This is a genomic window from Streptomyces shenzhenensis (genome assembly GCF_021462265.1).
GTDB classification, from domain to species: domain Bacteria; phylum Actinomycetota; class Actinomycetes; order Streptomycetales; family Streptomycetaceae; genus Streptomyces; species Streptomyces shenzhenensis.
On sequence record NZ_JAJONF010000011.1, the window covers coordinates 175,400 to 200,020 of the forward strand.

Annotated in this window: 19 protein-coding genes; 8 read left to right on the top strand and 11 right to left on the bottom strand. The window is 70.6% G+C overall.

The window, feature by feature from the left end; genetic code table 11:
* Nucleotides 1–30: 30 nt before the first annotated feature.
* Entirely contained in the window at nt 31–2,949 is a 2,919-nt protein-coding gene (locus LQ326_RS17310; RefSeq protein ID WP_234537743.1) for a glycoside hydrolase family 48 protein, read from the bottom strand.
* Nucleotides 2,950–3,229: 280 nt separating this feature from the next.
* On the opposite strand from LQ326_RS17310, the gene LQ326_RS17315 reads away from it, so the two are divergent.
* Both LQ326_RS17315 and LQ326_RS17320 read left to right on the top strand, forming a co-directional pair.
* Nucleotides 3,230–4,711, top strand: coding sequence for a cellulose binding domain-containing protein (locus LQ326_RS17315; RefSeq protein WP_234537638.1), 1,482 nt, complete (start codon nt 3,230–3,232; stop codon nt 4,709–4,711).
* A gap of 66 nt (nt 4,712–4,777) precedes the next feature.
* The gene (locus LQ326_RS17320; protein WP_234537640.1) at nt 4,778–6,493 is read left to right on the top strand and encodes a glycoside hydrolase family 6 protein; all 1,716 of its coding nucleotides are present in this window, start codon (nt 4,778–4,780) and stop codon (nt 6,491–6,493) included.
* Here the strand turns inward: LQ326_RS17320 and LQ326_RS17325 are convergent.
* Nucleotides 6,471–7,370, bottom strand: a complete 900-nt coding sequence (locus tag LQ326_RS17325) for a phytanoyl-CoA dioxygenase family protein (protein WP_234537642.1) — start codon at nt 7,368–7,370, stop codon at nt 6,471–6,473. The genes LQ326_RS17320 and LQ326_RS17325 overlap by 23 nt on opposite strands.
* A gap of 87 nt (nt 7,371–7,457) precedes the next feature.
* On the opposite strand from LQ326_RS17325, the gene LQ326_RS17330 reads away from it, so the two are divergent.
* Nucleotides 7,458–8,375 carry a class I SAM-dependent methyltransferase gene (locus LQ326_RS17330; protein WP_234537643.1) on the top strand — a complete coding sequence of 306 codons (918 nt, stop codon included), beginning with the start codon at nt 7,458–7,460 and terminating at the stop codon, nt 8,373–8,375.
* 238 nt (nt 8,376–8,613) lie between these two features.
* Here the strand turns inward: LQ326_RS17330 and LQ326_RS17335 are convergent, their stop codons facing one another.
* Complete coding sequence (locus LQ326_RS17335; RefSeq protein WP_234537646.1) at nt 8,614–9,309, bottom strand: glycoside hydrolase family 75 protein; 696 nt, start codon at nt 9,307–9,309, stop codon at nt 8,614–8,616.
* Nucleotides 9,310–9,535: 226 nt separating this feature from the next.
* Here LQ326_RS17335 and LQ326_RS17340 point away from each other — a divergent pair, with 226 nt between their 5' ends.
* Nucleotides 9,536–10,147 (top strand): antibiotic biosynthesis monooxygenase, encoded by a 612-nt coding sequence (locus LQ326_RS17340; protein ID WP_234537647.1) that lies wholly within the window; start codon nt 9,536–9,538, stop codon nt 10,145–10,147.
* A 106-nt stretch (nt 10,148–10,253) separates the two neighbouring features.
* On the opposite strand, the gene LQ326_RS17345 is transcribed toward LQ326_RS17340, so the two are convergent.
* The 3 genes from LQ326_RS17345 to LQ326_RS17355 all read right to left on the bottom strand — a co-directional run bounded on the left by LQ326_RS17345 (nt 10,254) and on the right by LQ326_RS17355 (nt 14,417).
* Nucleotides 10,254–11,090, bottom strand: a complete 837-nt coding sequence (locus tag LQ326_RS17345; protein WP_308401945.1) for an aldo/keto reductase — start codon at nt 11,088–11,090, stop codon at nt 10,254–10,256.
* 153 nt (nt 11,091–11,243) lie between these two features.
* A complete protein-coding gene (locus LQ326_RS17350) occupies nt 11,244–13,070 on the bottom strand; it encodes an AMP-dependent synthetase/ligase (protein ID WP_234537649.1) in 1,827 nt (608 codons plus the stop codon).
* A 483-nt stretch (nt 13,071–13,553) separates the two neighbouring features.
* A complete protein-coding gene (locus tag LQ326_RS17355; protein WP_234537652.1) occupies nt 13,554–14,417 on the bottom strand; it encodes a LysR substrate-binding domain-containing protein in 864 nt (287 codons plus the stop codon).
* Between the two features lie 159 nt (nt 14,418–14,576).
* Here LQ326_RS17355 and LQ326_RS17360 point away from each other — a divergent pair, with 159 nt between their 5' ends.
* Both LQ326_RS17360 and LQ326_RS17365 read left to right on the top strand, forming a co-directional pair.
* Nucleotides 14,577–15,626, top strand: a complete 1,050-nt coding sequence (locus LQ326_RS17360; RefSeq protein ID WP_372496881.1) for a bile acid:sodium symporter family protein — start codon at nt 14,577–14,579, stop codon at nt 15,624–15,626.
* Nucleotides 15,627–15,718: 92 nt separating this feature from the next.
* Nucleotides 15,719–16,246: an isochorismatase family protein gene (locus LQ326_RS17365; protein WP_234537655.1), complete on the top strand. Its 528-nt coding sequence runs from the start codon at nt 15,719–15,721 to the stop codon at nt 16,244–16,246.
* A 125-nt stretch (nt 16,247–16,371) separates the two neighbouring features.
* On the opposite strand, the gene fdhD is transcribed toward LQ326_RS17365, so the two are convergent.
* The 5 genes from fdhD to LQ326_RS17390 are packed head-to-tail and all read right to left on the bottom strand — an operon-like array spanning nt 16,372 to nt 22,795.
* A complete protein-coding gene (fdhD, locus tag LQ326_RS17370) occupies nt 16,372–17,220 on the bottom strand; it encodes a formate dehydrogenase accessory sulfurtransferase FdhD (RefSeq protein WP_234537658.1) in 849 nt (282 codons plus the stop codon).
* A gap of 7 nt (nt 17,221–17,227) precedes the next feature.
* Nucleotides 17,228–18,088: a 2Fe-2S iron-sulfur cluster-binding protein gene (locus LQ326_RS17375; RefSeq protein ID WP_234537661.1), complete on the bottom strand. Its 861-nt coding sequence runs from the start codon at nt 18,086–18,088 to the stop codon at nt 17,228–17,230.
* Nucleotides 18,085–19,902 carry an NADH-ubiquinone oxidoreductase-F iron-sulfur binding region domain-containing protein gene (locus LQ326_RS17380; RefSeq protein WP_234537749.1) on the bottom strand — a complete coding sequence of 606 codons (1,818 nt, stop codon included), beginning with the start codon at nt 19,900–19,902 and terminating at the stop codon, nt 18,085–18,087. Before LQ326_RS17380 ends, LQ326_RS17375 begins: the two co-directional genes overlap by 4 nt.
* Before the next feature lie 5 nt (nt 19,903–19,907).
* A complete protein-coding gene (locus LQ326_RS17385) occupies nt 19,908–21,827 on the bottom strand; it encodes a molybdopterin oxidoreductase family protein (protein WP_234537663.1) in 1,920 nt (639 codons plus the stop codon).
* Nucleotides 21,824–22,795, bottom strand: a complete 972-nt coding sequence (locus LQ326_RS17390) for a 2-dehydropantoate 2-reductase (RefSeq protein ID WP_234537665.1) — start codon at nt 22,793–22,795, stop codon at nt 21,824–21,826. The genes LQ326_RS17385 and LQ326_RS17390 overlap by 4 nt, the downstream gene beginning before the upstream one ends.
* Nucleotides 22,796–23,062: 267 nt before the next feature.
* Here LQ326_RS17390 and LQ326_RS17395 point away from each other — a divergent pair, with 267 nt between their 5' ends.
* Together LQ326_RS17395 and LQ326_RS47915 are read left to right on the top strand one after the other, a co-directional pair.
* A complete protein-coding gene (locus tag LQ326_RS17395) occupies nt 23,063–24,391 on the top strand; it encodes an OFA family MFS transporter (RefSeq protein ID WP_234537667.1) in 1,329 nt (442 codons plus the stop codon).
* Nucleotides 24,366–24,500 (top strand): MFS transporter small subunit, encoded by a 135-nt coding sequence (locus LQ326_RS47915; protein ID WP_258574734.1) that lies wholly within the window; start codon nt 24,366–24,368, stop codon nt 24,498–24,500. Before LQ326_RS17395 ends, LQ326_RS47915 begins: the two co-directional genes overlap by 26 nt.
* Nucleotides 24,501–24,621 lie beyond the last annotated feature (121 nt).

The following is a 24,621-nucleotide window of genomic DNA, read 5'->3' on the forward strand; positions in this document are numbered from 1 at the left end:
CGGCCCGACCCGCGGAGCGTCCGGCGGGGACTATTCGAGAAGCTCCGCGTACGAACCCATGGCCAGCGCGATGTCCGCCTGGGCCCAGAACCGGTGATACGTGAACACGGGCGCGGCGCCGCCCGCCAGATAGCTCTGGATCTTCGACCACGCCGGATCCTTCTGGTAGAAGGACCGCAGGGACGCGAACGTCGACGACGAGTTGACCGCGTCCCCGTTCGGCATCTTCCCGCTCCACCCGCTCGGCACGTACACGCTGTCGTCGAAGCGGTTGTAGTCGGCCCGCGTCTCCGGCACCGCGATTCCCCGGCTGTCCTGGTAGTTGTTCCACATGCCGTCGAGCAGCGCCTTGGCCGTGGACTTCGCCGTCGCGTCACCGGACCTGGCGGCGTAGTACGTCAGCGTCTTGGCGTACGCGGCGGCGACACCCACGTCGTTCGTGTAGTCGGAGACCGTGACGTGAAGTCCGCTGTTCGCCCCCGGACTCGACGCGTTCCAGGTGTCGGGCTGCCCCGACCACTGGAGTGTCGACGGGATCAGGTAGGTGCCGTCCGGGTTGATCGTGGTCTTGGACAGCGCCCACGCCACCCACTTGTCGAGGACCGTCTTCGCCGTGGCGTCGCCGGTCTGCTGGTAGTACTCGGCGACCCGCTCCATCGACCAGGCCTGGAAACCGAACCACTGGTTGGACGGCGGGTCGTGGTACACCGGCTCCCAGTCGTAGTACATGCCGTAGAACGTCGGCGTACCGGACGGCGGGCTCGCGTACCGTCCCTGCCAGCTGTTCGTCGCGCCACCGGCGATGGCTCCCTCGGAGGACTGCAGCCAGCGGTAGAACTCCAGTTGCCGGGTCAGCGAGGTGCCCCAGTCCGAGGCCCCGGTCGCCGACTTGGGCTTCAGGTCGGCGTACGAGCTCAACGCGTAGGCGGCCAGCGGGTTCTGGTAACCCCCGTGCACATGGCTCGACCCGATCCGCCACGCCCAGCCCGCGTTGGTGTCCGTCGCGCCGCCCCAGGCGTAGTACCAGGAGAGCAGGTAGTCCGAGGCGTCCTTGCCGGTGCCGGCCGGGCAGGTCGTCGGACCCACGCAGTTGCCGATCTTCTTGAAGTACTTGTCGTACATCGCGTAGCGCAGATAGTCGCCCATCTTCGCCGCCTTGCCCACGGTGGCCGAGACGTCACCGCCCTTGCCCTGCTGCTTAGCCCACACGTCCGCCCAGTACGCGGCCTGCACCGCACGCGCGTCGGCGTCCGGGGCGTCCGTGTACTTCCACTGCTTCGAGTAGGACGAGTCGCCCGTGAACAGGTCCAGGTACCCGTTGGTACCGCCGTACTTGAAGGCGTCGCAGGTCGGCTGCGGGACCGTCTCCCACACCGACTCCTGCGGACCGCGCTGGAAGGTGTTGATGTAGGAGGGGCCGGCGGCCGTCGGACCGGCCTCGCAGGAACCGCCCGGTGTGTCGCCGTAGCCGTAGACGTTGTCGACGTCCTGCAGCCAGTGCATGCCGTACACGTCGTCCGTGCCGTAGGCGGTCTTCAGCTCACCGGCGATCGGGTCCGAGCCCACCGGCACCGACGTGTCCAGCTTCGCCGGGTACTCGTTCGGGGTGTCCAGCTCCGGTGCGTAGGTCGCCGGTTTGGACGCGTTGTAGAAGGAGTTGGTCGGCTGGTCGGCGTGGGTCGGGATCATGTACTTCTCCATGAGGCCCCACGCGCCGTTGAACTTGGACCAGTCACCGGTGACCTTGCCGTACATGGCCTGCAGCCACAGAAGGTAGCTGTACGCCTCCGAGGTGGTCTCGTGGCCCTGGTCGGGGGCCTCGACGATCAGTGTCTCGACCGAGTGGTAGGGGATGCCCTCGGGGGAGAAGTAGCCGTTCGCCGGGTTGGTGATCTTCCCGTAGAGGTCCAGGAAGCGGGCGTCGTAGGCGTTCGACGCGGCCAGTTCGGTCACGGTGACCGTGGCGCCGCTGTAGCCGGTCGCCGAGGCCGTGAACGTCGCGGTCCCGGTACCGGAGGAGTCCGCCAGGACGGTCACGTTCTGCGCGGTGCTCCAGTTGGACGGTGTGAACGTGAGCGACGATCCGGCGCTCACCGACAGCCCGGTGTTGCCGGCCGTGCGGGCCACGGACACGGTCACACTGGCGCTCGGCTGCTTCGACAGACTCACCCCGAACGTGCCCGTGGCGCCCTGCTCGATGCCCAGCTGGGTCGGCGAGGCCACGACGGCGGGACCCGATGAGACCGTGATGCCGACCGGCGCCGAGGACGCGGACGCGCCCAGGCTGTCGTACGCCTTCGCCACCAGGGAGTGACTGCCCGCGGCCAGACTGGAGACCGAGAGCGTGTACGGCGCCGAGGTGTCGGTGCCCAGCAGCGTGGTGTCGTCGTAGAACTCCACCTTGCTGACCGTCGCGCCGTCGGCGGCCGCCGCGGTCGCCGCCAGCGGCACCGCGTCGCCCTGCGTGTAGACCGCACCCGCGCTCGGGCTGGTCAGCACGGTGACCGGCGGCTGGTGCGCACCGGCGCAGGTCGTGCCGTTGATCGCGAAGGCGGTCGGCGCCACGTTGCTTCCCGTGTACGAGAACTGGGCGCCCGTCGACACCGCCGCGCCCGCCGCGATCGTGCCGTTGAACGACGCGTTCTGCACGGTGACCGAGGCGCCGGACTGGGACCAGGTGCCGTTCCAGCCGTTCGACAGCTTCTGGTTGCCCGAGTACGCGTACGTCAGGGTCCAGCCGTTGATCGCGTCCGTACCGCGGTTGGTGATCGTGAGGTCGGCGGTGAAACCGGTGCCCCAGTCGTTGGTCTTGTAGTCGACGCTGCACTGAACGGTCGCCGCGTGGGCGGGAACCGTTCCGACGGCGAGCATCGACAGCGGCAGGGCGAGGGCCGCGACGACGGCGGTCCACAACCGCCGTACGGCTCTGCGTTTCCTCCCGGCTTGCATGGCATGTCCGGGTCGCATGTGCTGGTTCCTCCTTGCGCTTGCGGCTCGGGGAGAAGTCAAGGCTTGAACCAGTGGGAGCGCTCCCATAGTGGAGATGTGGCATGGTGCGGTCAAGAGTGTCGAAGAGTCGAAAAGATTCGACAGACGTCACCGAGCGGAAACTCAGGCAGCCCCTCTGTTCTTTGCTCGCACTTGGCGCTACCTTCCTTCGCACCAGTGGGAGCGATTCCATTCAGTCGACGCGTCCGTCACGACGCGCCCGAGCTGCAAGGAGTCGCTCATGCGACACCCCCCGCGTTCGGTTCTTTTAGCCGTCACCGGTGCGGTCGCCCTTGTCGGGGCCGCACTGGTGCCGGTGGTGTCGGCGTCCGGCGCCACACCCGCGTGCACGGTGCAGTACGCGGTCACGAGTGAGTGGGACACCGGTTTCCAGAGCTCTGTGACCATCACCAACAACATGGCCGCCATGAGCAGTTGGAGCCTGAGCTTCGACTTCGCAGGCGGCCAGGAGGTCACCCAGGGCTGGAACGCCAAGTGGTCCCAGTCCGGTACGACGGTCACCGCGGCCAACGAGAGCTGGAACGGCTCGCTCGCCACCGGCGCCGGCGTCAGCGCAGGGTTCCTCGGCTCCTGGTCGGGGAGCAACGCCGTACCCACGGAGTTCAGGCTCAACGGCACGACGTGCAACGTCGACGCGCAGCCCACGCCGACCCCCACGCCGACTCCGACCGGCCCGCCCGCCACCGGGTCGGCACCGGCCCTGCACGTCTCCGGCACCAAGCTCGTGGACGCCGGCGGCACGGCTCACCGCCTCCTCGGCGTGAACCGCTCCGGCGGCGAGTTCATGTGCGTGCAGGGCTACGGCATCTGGGACGGCCCGGTGGACGACACGGCCATCAAGGCGATCGCGGACTGGAAGGCCAACGCCGTCCGCATCCCGCTCAACGAGGAGTGCTGGCTGGGCCTGTCCAACGTCAAACCCGAGTACGCGGGCGCCAACTACATCGACGCGGTCAAGGAACTGGTGACCCGCGTCGAGTCGTACGGCCTGACACCGATCCTCGACCTGCACTGGTCCTACGGCCAGTACACCGGCAACTCGTCCGGCTGCTCCGACGTGCACGCGACCTGCCAGAAGCCGATGCCGGACGCGCAGTACGCCCCGTCGTTCTGGTCCTCGGTGGCCGGCGCCTTCAAGGACGACCAGGCGGCCGTCTTCGACCTGTTCAACGAGCCCTACCCGGACCGGGCCACCTCGACGACCGCCCAGGCCTGGCAGTGCTGGCGGGACGGCGGCACCTGCCCCGGCATCGGTTATGAAGTGGCCGGGACGCAGGACCTGGTGGACAGCATCCGGGGCGCCGGTGCCCGGAACGTCATCATGATCGGCGGGCTCGCGTACTCCAACGACCTCAGCCAGTGGCTGACGTACAAGCCCACCGACCCGGCCGGCAATCTCGTTGCCGCGTACCACGGCTACAACTTCAACACCTGCGCCGACGCGAGCTGCTGGAACTCCACCCTCGCCCCGGTCGCGGCCCAGGTCCCCCTGGTCGCGGGGGAGATCGGCGAGAACACCTGCTCGCACGCCTTCGTCGACCAGGCCATGAAGTGGTTCGACGACCGCGGCCTGTCCTACCTGGGCTGGACCTGGAACACCTGGGACTGCTCCTCGGGTCCGTCCCTGATCTCCGACTACAGCGGTACGCCCACGGCGTACGGCGCCGGGCTGCGCGACCACCTCCAGGCGATCAACCCGTAACACGCCTACCGAACCAGCACGTCCACGGAAGAAGCACGTCCATCGAACAAGAAGGAACCCGCACTCATGAGTCGTACCAGAACAGCGGTGTTCGCCGCCCTGGCGCTCGTCGCCGGGGTGTCCGGGCCGGCGGCCGCCGTGACCCCGGCCGCCGACGCGGCGATCTCCGCGATTCCCTGCACCGTCGACTACAAGATCCAGAACGACTGGGGCGCCGGCTTCACCGCCGCGGTCACCGTCACCAACAACGCGGCTGCGAAGTCGAGTTGGTCGCTGAAGTGGTCGTACGCCGGCAACCAGCAGGTGACCAGCTCCTGGAGCGCCAAGCTCTCCCAGAGCGGCACCGCCGTCACCGCAGCCAACGAGACCTACAACGGTGCTCTGGCGACCGGCGGTTCGGTCAGCTTCGGCTTCAACGGCACCTACAGCGGCACGAACGCGATCCCCACCTCCTTCACTCTCGACGGCGTCACCTGCAACGTCGACGACGGCAGCGGTGGCGGCGGCACCGGTAACGGCGGCGGCTCCGGCACCCGCGTCGACAACCCGTACTCCGGTGCCAAGGTGTACGTGAACCCGGAGTGGTCGGCGCTGGCCGCCGCGGAACCGGGCGGCACCCGCGTCTCCGACCAGCCCACCGGCGTCTGGCTCGACCGCATCGCCGCGATCAACGGGGTGAACGGCGGCATGGGCCTGCGCGACCACCTGGACGCGGCCCTGGCCCAGAAGGGCAGCGGCGAGGAGGTCGTCCAGCTGGTCATCTACGACCTGCCCGGACGCGACTGCTCCGCCCTCGCCTCGAACGGCGAACTCGGCCCGACGGAGATCGACAAGTACAAGACGCAGTTCATCGACCCGATCGCGGCGATCCTCTCCGACAGCAAGTACGCCTCGCTGCGGATCGTCACCACCGTCGAGATCGACTCGCTGCCCAACCTGGTCACCAACACCGGCAGCCGGGCCACCGCCACCCCCAACTGCGACACCATGCTGGCCAACGGCAACTACGTGAAGGGCGTCGGTTACGCCCTCGCCAAGCTCGGTGCGATCCCCAACGTCTACAACTACCTCGACGCCGGCCACCACGGCTGGCTGGGCTGGGACGACAACTTCGCCTCCTCCGCCCAGGTCCTCTACCAGGCCGCCAACGCCGAGGGCGCGACCGTCGACGACGTCCAGGGGTTCATCACCGACACGGCCAACTACAGCGCCCTGAAGGAGAACAACTTCACCATCAACGACACGGTGAACGGCACCTCCGTCCGCCAGTCCAAGTGGGTCGACTGGAACCGCTACGTCGACGAGCTCTCCTTCGCACAGGCCTTCCGCACCGAGTTGGTCTCGGTCGGCTTCAACTCCGGCATCGGCATGCTGATCGACACCTCCCGCAACGGCTGGGGCGGCAGCGCGCGGCCGGCCGGTCCCGGCCCGACGACCAGCGTGGACGCGTACGTCGACGGCGGCCGTTACGACCGCCGGATCCATGTCGGCAACTGGTGCAACCAGGCCGGAGCCGGCCTCGGTGAGCGCCCGCAGGCCAGCCCGGCCGCCGGGATCGACGCCTACGTCTGGATGAAGCCGCCGGGTGAGTCCGACGGCTCCAGCACCGCCATCCCGAACGACGAGGGCAAGGGCTTCGACCGGATGTGCGACCCGACGTACACGGGCAACGCCCGCAACGGCAACAACATGTCCGGCGCCCTGCCGAACGCGCCGCTGTCCGGGCACTGGTTCTCCGCCCAGTTCCAGCAGCTGATGGCTAACGCCTATCCGCCGCTGTAGGCCCGTCGGCCGAGCTGAGATCGACGCTGCGGGCCGTCTGTGGCTGGTCGCGCAGTTCCCCGCGCCCCTTGGGGGCGCGGGGGTCCAGGCCCCGGCGGATTGCACGCTCCACCGCCGAGTAGTTCCCGTCCCGCCGCTCCAGCTCACAGGGGGCGGCGGGCAGCAACGGCGGCTGCGCCATGAAACGGGGGCGGGTGCCGTGGTGGGGCTGGGCCGCGTGCACCAGGAAGGGATGGCAGAGGTAGACGTCACCGGGACGGCCGGTGGCGTACCCGAGCGGGCGGTGGGCGGAGGCCTCGATCAGACGCGGGGCGATCTCCAGCCCGGACACACCGGCCTCGCCGTACGGCTCCAGCAGCGGTGGCACGTCGAGGTGTGAGCCGATCCGGATACGGGTCGGGGCGTCCGTCTCCGTCACCTCGGAGAACAGGAACAGCATCAGCAGGGCCCGGTCCCGGGAGCGCAGATTGGTGAAGTACCAGCTCTCGCCCTCCGGGAGATAACTCCCCTCGATGTGCCAGCCCGCGTCGTCCGGCTCCGCCGCGTGCGGGAACCGCAGGGGAAAGCTGCCCAGCGAGTAGCGCGGCACCCAGCGGCCCTCGCCCACCAGCAGGTCGAACGCCTCATGCAGCACGGGGGAGTTGACGGCCGCCGCGAACGGGCCCTGGGCCATCCCCGCCACCCACACCACCGGGTCCTTCCAGGTACCGGGGTCCGCCGGGTCGTACCCCGTCTCGCGCCAGAGCAGCCGGGTGCAGTCCTCGGCGACCCGTGGCGGGAACGCGCCCTCGATCTTCACGAAACCGTCGGTCAGGAAGCGTGCCACCAGTTCGTCGTCCACCCGGTCATCGTGGACCGTGCGCCTTGCCATCCGCATCCGGTTTTTTGCCGCCCCGGCAACACGACTGGCATCCGGGCGGTGCGTCGTCGCACCCTGGCGGCACCCGGACGAGAGGCTGAGCCCATGACGCACGACCACCACCACACGGACACCCACCGGCACACGCACCCCCACGATCACCATCAGGCGCACTCGAACACCGACATCGACTGGGCCGAGATGGCCGGTCACCTGGAGTCGCAGGCGGAACTCCTCGCGCCTCTCTACGAGAGCGCGCTCGGCTGGCTCGGAAAGGAGGTCACCGAGCCGGGGCTGATCGTCGACGTCGGCAGTGGGCCGGGGGTGGTGTCGTGTCTGTTCGCCGAGGTGTTCCCGGGTGCCCGGGTGCTGGCCGTGGACGGCAGCGAACCGCTCCTGGACCGGGCCCGCGCCCGTGCCGAGCGGCAGGGCGTGGCCGACCGCTTCGGCGTGCTCGCCGGTGAACTCCCGGGTGTGCTGGACCAGCTGGACTACCCGGCGGACCTCTTGTGGGCCGGGCACAGCCTGCACCACCTCGGTGACCAGCGGGCCGCGCTCACCGCGTTCGGCGAGCGGCTGGCCCCCGGCGGCACCCTGGCCATCCTCGAAGGCGGCCTGCCCAGCCGCTTCCTGCCCCGCGACATCGGCATCGGCCGCCCCGGACTCCAGGCCCGGCTGGACGCGCTCCAGGAGGAGTGGTTCGCACGGATGCGCGCCGAACTGCCCGGCGCGGTCGCCGAGGCCGAGGACTGGCCGACGCTGCTGTCCTCCGCCGGCCTCAAGTACGCCCGCACCCGCAGCTTCCTGATCGACCTGCCCGCTCCCGCCTCCGACCGGGCCCGCGCCTACGCCGTCGAGATCTTCTCCCGCATCCGGGACACCCTCAGCGGCGATCTCCACGCCGACGACCGCGCCACCCTGGAGCGCCTCCTCGACCCGGCCGACCCGGCGAGCCTGCACCGCAGGTCCGACCTGTTCGTCCTCGGCGTCCGCACCGTGCACACGGCGGTCCGGCCCGCCTGAGCGGACCTGGAGACGCAGAGCGTCCGGGGTGCGGGAAAGGGGGCGGTCGCGCAGGCCGCGCTGGGCGCCGGTGGCGGCGAGGGGCCACACCCGGCGGCGCGCGGAGAGGCAGAGCACGCCGCCGGCGTCCGCGCCCGCCGCGCGGACGGTCGCGTCGAGGGCTGTGATGCCGGAACGGCCCGGTACCGTGCGGTACCGGGCCGCCCGCCCCGGGCCGGTGCCGGCGCGAAAGACCTCGTCAGTTGTCGGCCAGGAACTGCTCGGCCAGCTGGTTGCCGAGGGACACCGCCGCGCTGTGGCTCTCGATGGGGGACGCCTTGGAGTTCTTGAACAGGATGTACGTCACGCCGGAGTCGGCGCCGCCGGTCGCCGGGTCGGGGTCGATGCCGAGCGCGTTGGCGGTGGCGTACGAGGCCTCACCGATGATGTTCGTGGGGCCGGTGTCGCCGACCACCGCGTACTCGACCTTGTTGCCGTAGACGACGGCGACCACTCCGCCGCCCTTGATGCCGGCACTGGAGTAGTTCCAGATGCCGCTGGAGCTGGGGACCACGACGTACGGCAGCGACTCGGCCCGCAGCGGCTTGCCGTCCGACTGGTGGAACGCGGTGTCGTCCTGGTACCAGGGGTCGCGGTCCTCGTTGCAGTTGGTGGTGCGCTGCCCGTCGCAGTCGATGTCCATGTCGGCCTTCCAGAAGACCGCGCCGTTCTTGCCGCAGACGGGAATCGTGGCCGACGTCTCGTCGTCGGTCTGGTACTTGCCGTTGGAGATCTGGGAACAGGACGTCACCTTGGCGAGCAGTTCCGCCGCGCTGACCGAGCCCTCCTGGGCGGACTTCGGTACGGCGGCGCCGGACGCGCTCGCGGGAAGCACTCCGGCGGCCAGCAGAGCGGCCCCGGAGGCCGCGGCAAGGGTCAGTGTTCGGATGCGCACTGTGGGGGTGCCCTTCTGTTAGGAAAGTTTCCTGACCGGGTGTCGTACAAGGTGGACCCGGCGGCATGTTCGCGTCAAGCCCTGGAGGTCACATCGGTGATTTCTTGCATATTGCGGCGATAAGTCCGGGACGGAAGACTGATGGGGCAGAACATTCCGGATATTCACACAGGAGCCGTGCGGGGTTCGGACGGTGGCTCCGGTGGCTCCTGGGAGGCGAGGGGCCATGTTCGTGCGCACGGTGTACGTGACCGGCGATCCGGCGAAGGCCGAGGCTGCCATCAGGGTGCTGAACAACGAGGGGCGCGAACTGCTCGAAGAACGCCCCGGGTACCGGGGTGCCGACGTCTTCGTCGACCGGGAGCTCGGCAAACTGCTCGCGGTGAGCTGGTGGGGCTCCGAGGCGGCCCGGCGCAACAGCGACCAGGTGATGTGCGAGCGGCGCGGGCCGATGCTGGAGCCGTTCGCGGGCACCGTCGCCGTCGAGAACTACGAGGCGGCCGTCTTCCACTCGGTGCAGCCGCCGAGAGCGGGCGGCGGCATGCGTTCCACCCGCGTCGAGTTCGCCCCCGCCGACACGGACCTGTTCGTCGAGACGTTCCGCTCCTCGGCGATACCCCGGCTCGAAGCGGTGCCCGGCTTCGCCCGGTGCTCCCTGTTCGTCGACCGGCAGCGGGGCCGGGGGATGGTCGGCTCGCTCTACGTGGACCACGCCTCCATGGCCGCCTCGCGCGCCGGGCAGGCGGCGGCCCGGAGCGCGGACGCGGCCAAGGCGCAGGTCACCGTGGTCGGCCTGGAGGAGTTCGAGGTCGTCCACGCGGATGTGCGCCCCGGCTGACGCGCCCCGCGCCGGGGCCGGCGACGCGAACGGCCGTCCCGCCGTGCGTACGGCGGGACGGCCGGGGTGGACCGGGCTCCCGCCCGCTCCGTGCCGTGCTTCTCGCTCAGTCCATGTCGAAGACCGCGGGGTTCGGGCCGATGCGCCGGTCCTCGTTGAGCGCGCTGATCGCCGCGAGGTCCTCGGTGTCCAGGCTGAAGTCGAACACCTGGATGTTCTCCTTGATCCGGGACGGCGTCACGGACTTCGGGATCACCACGTTGCCCAGCTGGATGTGCCAGCGGAGCACGACCTGGGCCGGGGTGCGGTTGTGCTTCTGCGCGATGGCGACGAGCGCCGGCACTTCCAGCAGCCCCTTGCCCTGGCCGAGCGGCGACCAGGCCTCGGTGGCGATGCCCTGCTCCTCGTGGAGTTCCCGGGACGCGTGCTGCTGCAGATACGGGTGCAGTTCGATCTGGTTGACCGCCGGGATGACCGAGGTCTCCGCGATCAGCCGCTCCACGTGCTCCGGAAGGAAGTTCGAGACGCCGATCGCCCTGACCCGGCCGTCGGCGAGCAGCTTCTCGAACGCCTTGTACGAGTCGATGTACTTGCCCCGGGCCGGCAGCGGCCAGTGGATGAGGTACAGGTCCAGGTAGTCCAGACCCAGCTGCGCCAGCGACGCGTCGAAGGCGCGCAGCGTGGCGTCGTATCCCTGGTCGGCGTTCCAGAGCTTGGTGGTGACGAAGACGTCCTCACGCGGAACGCCGGAGGCGGCGATCGCCCTGCCGGTGCCCGCCTCGTTGCCGTAGATCGCCGCTGTGTCGATGCTGCGGTACCCGGCCTCCAGCGCCGTGGCGACGGCCCGCTCGGCCTCGTCGTCCGGCACCTGCCACACGCCGAAGCCCAGCTGAGGCATCTCCACGCCGTTGTTGAGGATTTTCGGGGGGACCTTGCTGCTCACGAGCTCTCGATCCTTAGGTTGTCGACAGGTGGTACTCCCATCGTCAACGATCACCGGCCCGGATGCATTCCTGATCGCGATATCCGCGAGCGGGGAGCGGCGGGTCCGCCGCGCGTCGTCGGACGTGTCGGGTCGATGTCGGCCGACGGGACTTCAGGCCCGGTACAGGGCCTCGATCTCGTTGGCGTAGGAGTTCTCGATCGCCTTGCGCTTCAGCTTCAGCGACGGGGTCAGCAGCCCGTGTTCCTCGGTGAACGGCTGGGCGAGGATACGGAACGTACGGATCGACTCGGCCTGCGACACCAGGGTGTTGGCGGCCACCACCGCGCGCCGCACCTCGGTCTCCAGGTCGGCGTCCCGTACCAGCTGGGCGGCGGACATCTGCGGCTTGCCCCGCATGGTCAGCCAGTGCTCGACCGCCTCGGTGTCGAGGGTGACCAGAGCGGCGATGTAGGGGCGGTCGTTGCCGACGACGATGCACTGGTTGACCAGCGGATGGTCCCGGACCCGCTCCTCCAGGACACCGGGGGAGACGCTCTTGCCGCCGGAGGTCACCAGGATCTCCTTCTTGCGGCCGGTGATGGTCAGATAGCCGTCCTCGTCGAGGGAGCCCAGGTCACCGGTGGCCAGCCAGCCGTCGTGCAGGGTGGCGTCGGTGGCCTTCTGGTTGTTGAGGTAGCCCTGGAACACGTTGCCGCCGTGCAGCCAGATCTCCCCGTCGTCCGCGATGTGCACGGTGGTGCCCGGAATGGCCTGGCCGACCGTGCCGTACCGGGTGCGCTCGGGCGGGTTGGCGGTCGCCGCCGCCGTCGACTCGGTCAGGCCGTAGCCCTCGTAGATCTGCACGCCCGCGCCGGCGAAGAACAGACCGAGCCGGCGGTCCATGGCCGAGCCGCCGGACATGGCGTTGCGGATCCGGCCGCCCATCGCGGAGCGCACCTTGGCGTAGACGAGCTTGTCGAAGAGCTGGTGCTGCATGCGCAGCGACGCCGACGGGCCGGGGCCGGTGCCCCACGCCTTGGCCTCGACGGCGTCCGCGTACCTGACCGCGATCTCGACCGCCTTCTCGAACGGGCCGCCCTTGCCCTCCTTCTCCGCCTTGCGCCGCGCCGCGTTGAACACCTTCTCGAAGATGTACGGCACGGCCAGGATGAACGTCGGCCGGAACGCGGCCAGGTCGGGCAGCAGCGCCGCCGCGTGCAGCTGCGGCTGGTGGCCGAAGCGCACCCCGTGCCGGATCGCCGCCACCTCCACCATGCGCCCGAAGACGTGCGCCAGCGGCAGGAAGAGCAGGGTGGAGACCTCCTCGCCCTTCTTCGCGCGGAACACCGACTCCCAGCGGGCGACGACCGTGTCCGCCTCGTACATGAAGTTCCCGTGCGTGAGGACACAGCCCTTGGGGCGCCCGGTGGTGCCCGAGGTGTAGATGATCGTGGCGACCGAGTCCGGCGTGACCGCCTGCCGGTGCCGGCGCACCACCTCGTCCTCCAGGTGCGCGCCCGCGTCGTACAGCTCCTGCACCGCCCCCGAGTCCAGCTGCCACAGCTGGCGCAGCCGCGGCAGCCGGTCGATGACGGTGGCGATCGTCATCGCGTGGTCCTCGTGCTCCACGATCGCCGCCGTGCACTCCGCGTCGTACAGCATCCAGAAGCACTGCTCCGCCGACGAGGTGGGGTAGACCGGCACCACCTGGGCACCGATGGTCCACAGCGCGAAGTCGAACAGCGTCCACTCGTAGCGGGTGCGGGACATGACCGCGACCCGGTCGCCGAATCGGATGCCGCGGGCGAGGAGCCCCTTGGCGAGGGCGAGGACCTCGTCGCGGAACTCGGCGGAGGTCACATCGCGCCACCGGCCGAGCTCGTCCTTGCGGCCCAGTGCGACGTGCAGCGGGTCCGTCCGGGCGCGCTCGAACACACTGTCGGCCAGACCGCCGACCGGCGGTGCCGACGGCAACGGCGGGTTGGTGAACTCGCGCAAACCCCGCTCCCCGCTCCTCACTCACTCCACAGTGACGGTCGTAGTGACGCTCCGCATGGCGCCGTGAAAGCTACCCCACCGGAAGACCGTTCGGGAGGGGGTACGAAAACGTCCATTGCTCTCGTATGGCAGCGCTCACGTCCGCGAAATGCGCCCACATGGGGAAGGGTCGGACAGAATCCCTACGGTTCGGTAAGTTCCGGCCCGGCAATCTCCACGGAATCTGTACGACCCGATTACGGCCCCCGGCCGGTTACCCGCCGGTCGGGCCGGGGAGAGCGGCACCCTCTGAAGACAGCGCCGGCGCCGCCGATTTCGTCACCCCCGCGGGCCGTCCACGGCGAGGCGGCTTCCGCCGCGGCCGACGCCGGGCCGTCGCGCGTCGTCGTGACGGCGGTGCCGCGGGACGCGGCGCGTCCGGACGCGCCCGCGCGGCGGCAGCCGCACGTCTTTCGGCCCCGCGCCCCTTCCGGGGCGCTGCGGTCAGGGGTGTCGCAAGCGGGCTCCGCTTGCCAGGATCGCCGCCGCCAGCGCGTCCGCCGCCGTCTGCGCCGGTGATCGTCTCGGGCCCGGTGCGAGTACGAAGTCGACCTTCCCCAGTTCCGGCAGGCCCGCCCGGTCCGGGACGCGGAACAGGCCCGGCGGGATCAGGCCCCTCGAATGGGCCATCACGCCGAGGCCCGCCCGCGCCGCCGCCATCAGGCCGTTGAGGCTGCCGCTCGTGCAGACGATCCGCCAGTCGCGGCCCTGGCGCTCCAGTGCCTCCAGGGCCAGCGCGCGGGTGATGCCCGGCGGGGGATAGACGATCAGCGGGACCGGACGGGTGGGGTCCAGGCGGAGCCGTTCCGCGCCGATCCACACCAGCTCGTCGTGCCAGACCAGCTCGCCCGTCGGGTCCTCGGCGCGCCGCTTGGCCAGCACCAGGTCCAGTTTTCCGGCGGCCAGCTGCTCGTGCAGGGTGCCCGAGAGCTCCACCGTCAGTTCGAGGTCGACCTCGGGGTGGTCGTAGCGGAAGCCTTCCAGGATCTCCGGCAGCCGGGTGAGGACGAAGTCCTCCGACGCGCCGAAGCGGAGCCGGCCACGCACCCGGGTGCCGGTGAAGAAGGCCGCCGCCTGCTCGTGCACCTCCAGGATCCGGCGGGCGAAGCCGAGCATCGCCTCGCCGTCCTCGGTCAGCTCCACGGAGTGCGTGTCGCGGGAGAACAGCTGACGGCCGGCCGCCTCCTCCAGCCGGCGAACGTGCTGGCTCACCGTGGACTGGCGCAGCCCGAGCCGCCGGGCCGCCTGGGTGAAGCTCAGCGTCTGGGCCACCGCCAGGAAGGTACGCAGGTGCGAAGGGTCGTACACACCCCCAGGTTATCGCGGAACATGATGGCAGTCAGAGCGGTATACCGGATTCCCGATCAAGTGGCCGAGGAGGACGATGGAGAGGGGCCTCCCGGCCCGGCGAGACCCCGGCCGTACCCGCCCGGCCCGCCACCTTGACCGACCCGCAAGTGGAGCACCGTGAAACGCCTGAGCTGGCCCCGCTGGATGCCGATCGACCCGTACGTCCTGCTGTTGATCGGGACGGTAGGCCTCGCCGCGCTCATCCCGGCCCGGGGCACGGCCGCCGACGTGGCCTCCGGTGCCTCCACGGCCGCGATCGCCTTCCTCTTCTTCCTCTACGGGGTCCGCCTGTCCACCCGCGAGGCCGTCGACGGACTGCGCCACTGGCGGCTCCACGTCACGGTCCTGGTCTGCACCTTCGTGATCTTCCCGGTGCTCGGCATGGCGGCCCGCGGGCTGGTGCCGGTCCTGCTCACCCATCCGCTCTACCAGGGCCTCCTCTTCCTCACCCTGGTGCCCTCCACCATCCAGTCGTCGATCGCCTTCACCTCCATCGCCCGCGGCAACGTGCCCGCCGCGATCTGCGCCGGCTCCTTCTCCTCGCTCGTCGGCATCGTCCTCACCCCGCTGCTCGCCGCCGCGCTGCTCGGCAACAGCGGGGGCGGGTTCTCCGCCGACTCGATCGTGAAGATCGTGCTCCAGCTGCTGGTGCCGTTCGTCGCCGGGCAGCTGCTGCGTCCCTGGATCGGGGGCTTCGTCGCCCGGCACAAGAAGATCCTCGGCCTGGTCGACCGCGGTTCCATCCTGCTCGTCGTCTACACCGCGTTCAGCGAGGGCATGGTCCGGGGCATCTGGCACCAGGTCAGCGCGGTCCGGCTGGCCGGGCTGCTCGCCGTCGAGGCCGTCCTGCTCGCCGTGATGCTCCTGCTGACCTGGTACGGCGCCAAGGCGCTCGGCTTCGGCCGCGGAGACCGCATCGCCATCCAGTTCGCCGGGTCGAAGAAGTCCCTCGCCTCCGGGCTGCCCATGGCCAGCGTGCTGTTCGGCACCCACGCCTCGCTGGCCGTGCTGCCGCTGATGCTCTTCCACCAGATGCAGCTGATGGTCTGCGCCGTCATCGCCAAGCGCCGCGCCCACGACCCCGAGGCCCGGGAGGAGACCGTACCCCCCGCTGCCCCGGCGGCGGGGTCACGGCCCGCGGCCGGCACCGGGCCCCGGAGCCGCTGAGCGCCCGCGGCCGGCTGCCGAACGCGACCGGTTCACGGGCTTGTTGATCCGTATTTCCGGTACGGACGGCTCATCAGAGGTAACGTTCCGTCATGACCGCACCCCTGCCGCTCGACCCGGCGCACACCGCCCTCGTCCTCGTCGATCTGATGGACCGCATCGTCGCGCTGCCCCTGGAGCCCCGCAAAGGCACCGCAGTCCTGCACACCGCCGAGGAGCTGGCCCACTCCTTCCGCGCCGCCGGCGCGCCCGTGGTGCTCGTCCGCGTCGAACGGCCCTCCCTCGCCGAGCAGCCGCCGGGCAGCGGACTCGTGGCCGGACTCCGGAAGGAAGGGGACGTGGAGATCGTCAAGCGGACCGTCGGCGGCTTCCAGGGCACGGAACTCGACGACCGGCTGCGCGGACTCGGCGTCACCCGGCTGGTGTTCGGCGGCATCGCCACCAACCTCGGCGTCGAGTCCACCGCCCGTGCCGCCGCCGACCTCGGCTACGACCTGGTCTTCGTCGAGGACGCCATGGCCGCCCTCACCGGCCCCGAGCACGAGGCCTCCGTCCGCCTCGACTTCCCGCGCCTCGGCACCGTCGTGACCGCCGCCGACGTCCGCCTCGTCCCCGCCTGACCGCCTGACCCGCTGACCGCTCGGACCAGGTACCCTTCCGCCGGCTCCGGCCGAGGCGGGGCCCCTGCGGCGCAGGGGGCGCTCCCCGCCGGTCGGGGCCCCGCCGCCGTGCCGCGGGGGACCGGTCAGCCCTGGGCGGCCGCGGCCCGCAGAGCGATGCGGTCCTCGCCCGCGTACACGTTCATGTTGCCGCCCCGCAGGAAACCGACCAGGGTCAGTCCGGTCTCCGCCGCCAGGTCCACCGCCAGCGAGGACGGCGCGGAGACCGCAGCGAGCACCGGGATGCCCGCCATCACGGCCTTCTGGGCCAGCTCGAAGGAGGCCCGCCCGGAGACCAGCAGGATGGTGCGGGACAGCGGCAGGTCGCCGTTCTGCAGGGCCCGGCCGACCAGTTTGTCCACCGCGTTGTGCCGCCCCACGTCCTCGCGGATGTCCAGCAGCTCGCCGTCCTCCGTGAACAGGGCCGCCGCGTGCAGCCCCCCGGTCCGGTCGAACACCCGCTGCGAGGCGCGGAGCCGGTCGGGGAGGCTCGCGAGCAGCTCGGGCCCGACCCGGACCGGGGGAGTGTCGGCTATCGGCCAGCGGGCCGTCGTACGCACCGCGTCCAGGCTCGCCTTGCCGCACAGCCCGCAGGACGAGGAGGTGTAGACGTTCCGCTCCAGGGTGAAGTCGGGGAGCTCGACGCCCGGCGTGGTCCGCACGTCGACCACGTTGTAGGTGTTGGAGCCGTCGGCGGTGGCGCCCGCGCAGTAGACGATGTTCTGCAGGTCGCCGGCGGCCGCCAGCACGCCCTCGCTCACCAGGAACCCGGCCGCCAGCGCGAAGTCGTCGCCGGGTGTGCGCATGGTGATGGCCAGGGGTTTCCCGTTCAGCCTGATCTCCAGCGGTTCCTCGGCGACCAGTGTGTCCGGCCGGGCGGAGACCGCCCCGTCGCGGATGCGGATGACCTTGCGTCGTTCCGTGACTCGTCCCATGGTCTGATCAGCCCCGGTTCTGTACGTGCTGGTAGCCGAAACGGCCCTTGATGCAGAGGTTGCCGTGGGTCACCGGGCTGTCGTGCGGCGAGGTGACCTTGACTATCTCATTGTCCTGCACATGGAGCGTGAGGCTGCAGCCCACACCGCAGTACGCGCACACGGTGGTCGTCTCCGACTGCCGGGACTCGTCCCAGGTACCCGCCGCCCGCATGTCGAACTCCGACTTGAACGACAGCGCCCCGGTGGGACATACCTCCACACAGTTCCCGCAGTAGACACACGCCGAGTCGGTCAGCGGGGCGTCGTGCTCGACGGCGATCCGGGCGTCGAAGCCGCGTCCGGCGACAGAGATCGCGAAGGTGTTCTGCCACTGGTCTCCGCAGGCGTCCACGCACTTGTAGCAGAGGATGCACTTACCGTAGTCGCGCGCGTACAGTTCGTTGTCGATCCTCGGTTCCTCGTTCACGCGGGCCGCGCCCGGACCGAAGCGGTCCGGTTTCGCCTCGTACTCCTTGATCCACTCGGCGGCGCGCGGGGTCGTCGAGAGGTCCACCGAGGAGGCGAGCAGTTCCAGGACGATCTTCCGGCTGTGCCGGACGCGCTCGCCGCCGGTCCTCACGACCATCCCCGGCTCGGCCTTCCGGGAGCAGGCGGGCACGAGGGTCCGCGACCCCTCGACCTCCACCACGCACACCCGGCAGGCGTTCTTCGGACGCAGGGTGTCGCCCTCGCACAGGGTCGGCACGTCCTTCCCGGCCGCCCGGCAGGCGTCCAGGATCGTCGAACCCTCCGGGACCCGCGCCTGCTGGCCGTCGATCGCGAACTCCAGCAGCCGGCGCGGGATCCCGAGCGGTGTCACGGTCATTCGTACGCCCCCAGACGGTCGATGGCGGATTCCACGGCGTTCCACGCGGTCTGGCCGAGACCGCAGATCGAGGCGTCCCGCATGGCCCGCCCCACCTCGCGCAGCAGCGCGATGTCCCCGGCCGCCTCGGGGCCGCCGCGCGCGACGATCCGCTGCAGCGCCTCCTCCTGCCGGACCGTGCCGACCCGGCAGGGCACGCACTGCCCGCAGGACTCGTCCCGGAAGAACTGGGCGATACGGAGCAGGAGCCGGGGCAGGGGCACGCTGTCGTCGAAGGCCATGACCACGCCCGAGCCGAGCGTGGTGCCCGCCTGACGGGTGCCCTCGAAGGTGAGCGGGATGCCGAGTTCGTCGGGCCGTACGAAACCGCCCGCGGCACCGCCGAGCAGAACCGCCCGCAGGTTCTCGCGCACGCCTGCCAGCCGGAGGAGCTCGCCGAGGGTGGCCCCGAAGGGCAGTTCGTAGACGCCGGGGCGGGCCACGCTCCCCGACACGCAGAAGAGCTTGGGGCCGGTGGACTTTGCCGTGCCGGTCGCCGCGTAGGCCGGGGCGCCCATGGTCAGGATCGGCAGGACGTTGACCAGCGTCTCCACGTTGTTCTCGGCCGTCGGTCTGCCGAACAGCCCCTGCTCCACCGGGAACGGAGGCTTCGAGCGCGGCTCGCCCCGGTACCCCTCGATGGAGTTGAACAGGGCCGTCTCCTCACCGCAGATGTACGCCCCGGCGCCGCGCCGGATCTCGATGTCGAAGGAGAAGCCCTGGCCGAGGATGTCGTCGCCGAGCAGACCACGGGCGCGCGCCTGGCCGAGGGCGTGCCGGAGACGGCGGGTCGCCCGCGGGTATTCGCCGCGGAGGTAGACGAAGCCCCGGTGCGCCCCGATCGCGTACGCCGCGATCGTCATCGCCTCCACCAGCGCGTACGGATCGCCTTCCATGATCACGCGGTCCTTGAAGGTGCCGGGCTCCGATTCGTCCGCGTTGCAGACCAGGTAGTGCGGCCGGCCGGGCTGGGACGCCGTCGCCTGCCACTTGCGGCCGGTGGGGAAGGCGGCGCCACCGCGCCCGACCAGGCCCGAGTCGGTGACCTCGCGGATGACCCCGGCGGGGCCGAGCGCGAAGGCGTGCCGCAGGGCGGTGTAACCGCCGTGCGCCCGGTAGTCGTCGAGCGAGGACGGGTCGACCACGCCCACCCGCCGCAACAGGGTCAGGCCTTCCTGCCCCGCCTGGGGTACGGCCAGCGCCGCCGGCGGCTCCTCGGGTGCCGAGTCGGGCGCGGTGGCCGCGAGGACGGCCGCCGCCACGGTCGCCGGTGCCGCCACCGCCGTACGCACCGGATCCCCGGCCCGGACGGCGAGGGCGGCCGGGGCGCGCTCGCACAGGCCCAGGCAGGGACTGCGCTCGACGTGCGCCCCGGGGCCGAGGCCCGCCTCCACGCCGGCGCACAGCGCGGACGCCCCGGCCGCCGCGCAGGCCAGGTCCGTGCAGACGCGCAGGACGGTCGCGGGGCGGGGCCGGACCGAGAACATCGCGTAGAAGGTGGCGACGCCGTAGGCCTCCGCCGGGGGTACCGTCAGACGGCGGCAGAGGTAGCCGAGGGCGCCCTCGCTGATCCAGCCGATCCGGTCGTTGATCGCGTGCAGCCCCGGCAGCAGCAGGTCGCGGCGGTCCCGGGCCGCCCGGCCGCCGCGCGCCCACCGCAGATCCGCGTCGGTGCGGTCGGCGCCCTCCCAGGAGGACTCCGGTGGGCCCAACAGGGCGTCCACGGCGGCGCGTTCGTCGTCCGTCGGTTTGCTGTCGCCGAAGTGCAGGTCCACCTGCGTCACCTCACGATGGTCGCGACCGGAAGCTTCTCGACACGGATCGCCGACGCCTTGAACTCCGCCGTCCCCGCGATCGGGCAGTTGGCCTCGATGGTCAGCTGGTTGGTGTCCACCTCGTCGGGAAAGTGCATGGTCATGAAGGCGAGACCGGGGCGCAGCGCCGTGTCGATCCAGACCGGGGCCACCACCGCGCCCCGCCGCGAGGACACCCGGACCTCCTCGCCGGCGGCCACCCCGTACCGCTCGGCGTCCTCCGGGCACAGCTCGATGTACTCGCCGCGCCGCAGCGGGGAGGCGAAACCGCCGCTCTGCACACCGGTGTTGTAGGAGTCGAGCCGTCGCCCGGTGGTGAGCCGGATGGGGTACGTCTCGTCGGTGAGGTCGACCGGCGGATCGTGCCGCACCAGCCCGAACGGCGCAGGCGTCCCGCGCCTGTCCGGGTCCGTCTCCCACAACCGGCCGTGCAGGTACGTCGGTTCGAGGCGCTCGGTGCTCGGGCACGGCCACTGGATGCCCTGGTGCTCGGCGAGACGGTCGTACGTCATCCCGTAGTGGTCCGGGGAGACGGAGCGGAGCTCGTTCCAGACGGCCTCCGCGTCCGCGTACTTCCAGTCATGGCCGAGCCGGGCCGCCAGCGCGCAGATGATGTCGATGTCCTCACGGGCCTCGCCGGGCGGCGTGACCGCACGGCGTACCCGCTGGACCCGGCGTTCGCTGTTGGTGGTCGTGCCCTCGGTCTCCGCCCAGCCGGCGGTCGCGGGCAGCACCACGTCCGCCAGTTCCGCCGTCTTCGTGAGGAAGATGTCCTGGACGACGAGGAAGTCGAGGGCCTGGAGCCGGCGTACGGCCTGCTCGCTGTCGGCTTCCGACTGGGCCGGGTTCTCGCCGATGCAGTAGACCGCCCGGAGCGTGCCGTCCTCCATCGCCTCGAACATCTCGGTGAGGTTCAGCCCGTAGTGCGGCTGGATGACCGTGTCCCAGGCGGACTCGAACTTCAGCCGCGTCGCCGGGTCGAGGATGTCCTGGAAGCCCGGCAGGCGGTTGGGGATGGCGCCCATGTCGCCGCCGCCCTGCACGTTGTTCTGCCCGCGCAGCGGCTGCAACCCGGCGCCGTACCGGCCGACCTGGCCGGTGAGCAGGGAGAGGTTGATCAGGGCGCGGACGTTGTCGGTGCCGTTGTGGTGCTCGGTGATGCCGAGGGTCCAGCACAGCTGGGCGCGCTCGGCGCGGGCGTAGGCGTGCGCCAACTCCCTGATCGCGCGCGCCGGTACGCCCGTCACCTTCTCGGCGAGGGACAGCGTCCAGGGTTCGACGAGCGCCCTGTACTCCTCGAAGCCGCTGGTCGCCCGTTCGATGAACGCCTCGTTGGCCAGACCCGCGTGGATGATCTCCCGGCCGATCGCGTGCGCCATCGGGATGTCCGTGCCGACGTTCAGCCCGAGCCAGCTCTCCGCCCACTCGGCGGTCGAGGTGCGGCGCGGGTCGACCGCGTACATCCGGGCCCCGCCCCGGATCCCCTTCAGCACGTGCTGGAAGAAGATCGGGTGCGCGAAGCGGGCGTTGGAGCCCCACATCACGATGACGTCGGTGTGCTCGATCTCCTCGTACGAGGAGGTGCCGCCCCCGGAGCCGAAGGCGGCCGTCAGACCGGCGACGCTCGGCGCGTGGCACGTCCGGTTGCAGGAGTCGACGTTGTGGGTGCCCATCACCACCCGGGCGAACTTCTGCGCCACGTAGTTCATCTCGTTGGTGGCGCGGGCACAGGAGAACATCCCGAACGCGTCCCGGTTGCGCTCCAGTCCGCGGGCCGCGCGGTCCAGGGCCTCCGCCCAGCCCGCCTGCCGGAACGGCTCGTCGCGGGAGTCGCGGACCAGCGGGTGGGTGAGCCGGGTGTAGGTCTTCTGCTGCCTCTTCCTCATGCGGCGCTCCTCAGCGCGAGCAGGTCCGAGATGGCGTGCACGGTGCGCAGGGTGGGCACCTCCACGCCGGTGATGTCCGCCAGTTCGACGACGGCCGCGAGCAGGACGTCCAGTTCCAGCGGCTTGCCGCGCTCCAGGTCCTGGAGCGTGGAGGTGCGGTGGTCGCCGACCTTCTCCGCGCCCGCCAGCCGGCGTTCGATGGAGACCGGGATCTCGCAGCCGAGCGCCTCGGCGACGTCGAGCGTCTCGCGCATCATGATCTCGATGACCCGGCGGGTGCCGCCGTGCAGGCACATCTGCCGCATGGTGGCGCGGGCCAGCGCGCTGATCGGGTTGAAGGAGATGTTGCCGAGCAGCTTGAGCCAGATGTCGTTGCGCAGGTCCTGCTCCACCGGGCACTTCAGCCCGCCGGCCCGCATGGCCTCGCTGAACCGCAGACCGCGCGTGGACACGCTGCGGTCCGGCTCGCCGACCGAGAACCTGGTGCCCTCCAAGTGCCGCACCACACCGGGGGCGTCGAGCTCGGTGGCCGCGTAGACCACACAGCCGAGGGCGCGTTCGGGGGCGAGTACGGCGCTGACGGCGCCGTCCGGGTCGACGCTCTCGACGCGGTGGCCCTCGTAGGGGCCGCCGTGCCGGTGGAAGTACCACCAGGGGATGCCGTTCTGGGCGGCGACCACCGCCGTCCGCTCGTCCAGCAGCGGCTCGATCAGCGGCCCGCACGCCGCGTACGAGGTGGCCTTCAGCCCCAGGAAGACATAGTCGACCGGGCCGACCTCGGCCGGGTCGTCGGTGGCGTGGGCGTGCGCGGTGAAGTCGCCGCGCGGGCTCAGCACCCGTACTCCGTACTGCCTCATGGCCGTCAGGTGGGGTCCACGGGCGATGAGATGCACATCGGCGCCCGCGCGGTGGAGCGCGGCACCGACGTAGGCGCCGATCGCACCGGCGCCGAGGACTGCGACTTTCACGGAACACTCCGTTCGGTTTGAGGGATACCGCGGAGGTGGCCTCGGACGTGGCCTCTTTCGTGCCGCGTTCGGGGCCGGATCCGGTGCGGCCTCGAGCTCTTGCGCGCCTCGGCCGCATCGTGTCGACGAAATATTGTCTACAGTATGGAGCCGACGCCGACAAGGGTTCGGGCAGCGACCGTTCGGCGCATTCTGGATACCGCTCATCGCATACGATCGAGCCGTTGCCTTCTCAACCACCCGGCCCGGCCCTACCGTTCGGGATTCATGAGCAGCCCCCCTGTAGCACCGCCGGGCTGGAGCCGCTGGCTCGTCCCGCCCGCCGCCCTCTCCGTCCATCTCTCCATCGGCCAGGCCTACGCCTGGAGCGTGTTCAAGCCGCCGCTCGAATCCGCGCTGAACCTGAGCGGCACCGAGAGCGCGCTGCCCTTCCAGCTCGCGATCGTGATGCTCGGGCTGTCCGCCGCGTTCGGCGGCACCCTCGTCGAGCGCAACGGGCCGCGCTGGGCCATGACGGTCGCCCTGATCTGTTTCTCCTCGGGCTTCCTGGTCTCCGCGCTCGGCGCCGAGACCAGGCAGTTCTGGCTGATCGTCCTCGGCTACGGCTTCGTCGGCGGCATCGGGCTCGGCATCGGCTACATCTCGCCGGTCTCCACGCTGATCAAGTGGTTCCCGGACCGGCCCGGCATGGCCACCGGCATCGCCATCATGGGCTTCGGCGGCGGCGCGCTGATCGCCTCTCCGTGGTCCGCGCAGATGCTCTCGTCCTTCGGCAGTGACAACGATGGCATCGCGGTCGCCTTCCTGGTGCACGGGCTGTCGTACGCCGTCTTCATGACCCTCGGCGTGCTGCTGATCCGGGTGCCGCGCACGGAGCGGCCGGTCGAGGACGCGCCGAGCGCATTCGAGGGCGTGCAGGTCTCCGCGAACAGCGCGATCCGCACCCCGCAGTTCTGGTGCCTGTGGGTCGTGCTCTGCATGAACGTGACCGCCGGCATCGGCATCCTGGAGAAGGCCGCCCCGATGATCACGGACTTCTTCGCCGGCAGCTCCACCCCGGTGTCGGTGTCCGCGGCGGCCGGGTTCGTCGCCCTGCTGTCCGCCGCCAACATGGCGGGCCGGATCGGCTGGTCGTCCACCTCCGACCTCATCGGCCGCAAGAACATCTACCGCGTCTACCTCGGCGTCGGCGCCCTGATGTACCTGCTCATCGCCCTCTTCGGCGACTCGTCGAAACCCCTGTTCATCCTCTGCGCGCTGGTGATCCTCTCCTTCTACGGCGGCGGCTTCGCGACCGTCCCCGCCTACCTGAAGGACCTCTTCGGCACCTACCAGGTCGGCGCCATCCACGGCCGGCTGCTCACCGCCTGGTCCCTCGCCGGTGTGCTCGGACCACTGATCGTCAACTGGATCGCCGACCACCAGAAGGGCGCCGGCAAGCACGGTTCCGACCTCTACACCCTGTCCTTCGGCATCATGATCGGCCTGCTCGTCGTCGGGTTCGTCGCCAACGAGCTGGTCCGGCCCGTCCACGCCCGCCACCACGTCCCCACCCCGAGGGAGGCCGTCGATGTCGAACGACAGCAGCCTGCGTGAGCCCGACCGCCGCTGGCTGATCGCGGTCGCCTGGATCTGGGTGGGCGCGCCGTTCGCCTACGGGGTGTACGAACTCGTACAGAAGGCGACACAGCTGTTCAACGGATGACCACCCGGAATGCTCGGGCGTCCGAGGGTCTGCAAGAAGCCGACAACTCGGGCGCCCGTTTCCTGTGGCCTTACGTGCCGTCGTACCCGTGAGTCACTGAACAGACTGGTGAGCCCATACC